Annotated in this window: 2 protein-coding genes; both read right to left on the reverse strand. The window is 50.8% G+C overall.

What is annotated here, in order from left to right; all coding sequences use genetic code 11:
- Window positions 1-254 (reverse strand): ATP-binding protein (locus tag CWE06_RS12315; RefSeq protein ID WP_198679106.1); only part of this gene is annotated, 254 nt, incomplete at its 3' end.
- An 11-nt stretch (window positions 255-265) separates the two neighbouring features.
- Window positions 266-1804: an IS21 family transposase gene (istA, locus tag CWE06_RS12320; protein WP_126794761.1), complete on the reverse strand. Its 1539-nt coding sequence runs from the start codon at window positions 1802-1804 to the stop codon at window positions 266-268.
- Between the last annotated feature and the right edge of the window lie 163 nt (window positions 1805-1967).

The following is a 1967-nucleotide window of genomic DNA, read 5'->3' on the forward strand; positions in this document are numbered from 1 at the left end:
TTCTTGAGCCCACGGCCGCTGCGGTAATCGATACCGCTCGGGCGAGCATCGAAGCGCAGCTTTGCCTGGCGAGTTAGTCGCTTTACTTTGGTGTTGTCACGGCACAGTATTTCGTGCGTGGCAAGTAGACCGAGACGCTCTTCGAAGCTCATGTCGGTGTAGGTATCCGGTTGCTCTTGCTGCTGTTGTAAAGCCTGACAGAAGTGCCCCAGCCGTAATGCACGCAGTTGTTCATGGAGTGATGATAAGCTCATAATAATTGTCCTTATTGGTAGTAGTGTTGTCCACGGATGTTGGGATGGTTAACCGCCGGCGAGTCGTCGGCTTCGGTATGCGTGAGGTCTCGCTCTTTATTATTTGCCAGCAGGTTCAGAATGACCTTGCGGTGTGGTTGCTCGAGCACTAGCGCTTTCTGGCAGGCGGCTTCAAGCCGCTCTTGTCCGTATTTACTGCCCAGATTAAGGATAGCGAGGCAGCTTTTTATTGCCTGCTCTGGATGTTGTCGGCGAGCCAGTTGGCCCGCGATAACCGCACGAGTGCCGCTGCCTATGGTTTCAGCCCAGCCAAGCAGGCGCTCCACACTCCAGCGCTGTTTTACATGAGCATCGGGCATATGCTCTTTAATCGTACTAAACGCGCCGGGCTGGTGTTTTCTGGGATGCTGGGCCACGACCTTACCCTGATAGTAAAGGCAGATGATTTGCGCTGTTGCCTCCAGTGTAACCGTCTGTCCTACCAGATTGTGGGGTACAGAGTAGGCATGCTTCGCATATAGAACATGGTAGTCCGGTCCGACCCGGGCTTGTTTACTGTCGATGTATTGATAACTATACCCGGGCAACGGCATCAACGCGGGTTTATCAAGACGGATATAAAGTTCGTGGCGTGAGCCTGGGTGAACGCGTTGCTGACGATGATTAAGCTCAACTAGCAGCTCCCTGATCCGCTGATTAAGACTAGATAACGTATAAAAGTGCTCATGTCGCAGACGCATTAAGATCCACCGTTCAACAATAAGAACGGCGTTTTCTGCTTTTGATTTGTCTTTGGGTTTATAAGGTCGGGCAGGCATGATGGCGGTGTTGTAATGACGCGCCATGCGCGCATAGTTTTCATTTAACACCGGTGCGTAGCGGTTTGCCTTGGTGACCGCCGAGCGCAGATTATCCGGAACCAGTAGCTGTGGTACACCGCCGAAGAACTCGAAGGCGCGTACGTGTGCCATGATCCAGTCTTCTAGTTGTTGCGAACGCCCGGCTTCAACATAGGTGTAATTTGAAGCGCCCAAGGTTGCCACAAAGACCTGCGCGTTATAGCGAACTTCACCGGTATCGGGATTGAAGATAGGTACTGTCGGACCACAGTAATCAATAAACAGTTTATCTCCTGCAAGATGCAACTGGCGCATACTACGCTTTTGCGTCTTGCGCCAACTGCGATAGTGCTCACAGAACTGCGTGTAACCATAGGCTGTGGCTGAGTCCTTTTCGTGGTACTCGCGCCACAACAGTAGCTTTGTCATCCCTTTACGCTTGAGCTCTTGGTGCATTTCATAAAAGTCTGGCTGGCGTTTGGCGCGGGACACATTCCGGCCTTTATATACAGCGGCCTCAAGCTCAGTGTCATTACACTCGTTAGGCAGTGGCCACGTTAGCTCACTGGCAGCAAAACGCGATAAAATTTCGCTAATGGTTGCGGGGCCAACAGACAAGCATTTACTGATGTCTCTCAAACTGAGCCCGGCATCAAACCGAAGTCTCAGGATGTCTTTTATCTTACTCATTTGTGTTCTCTTTCTAGCCATGGTCAGCCATTCCTCAATGCAGTTGCGTTGAGTTGAGCTTACCAGTTGATTTAGTTAGAAAAAGAACGGAATTTCGGTATTCCGATCACCGATTACGGGAATCCGAACAGCGATTTCGGAAAAAGGCTAAAAGTGATCGGATAAAACCGAAACAGGTGATCGG

The sequence above is a fragment of the Aliidiomarina haloalkalitolerans genome, from assembly GCF_003987315.1.
In the GTDB taxonomy this organism is placed as follows: Bacteria; Pseudomonadota; Gammaproteobacteria; order Enterobacterales; family Alteromonadaceae; genus Aliidiomarina; species Aliidiomarina haloalkalitolerans.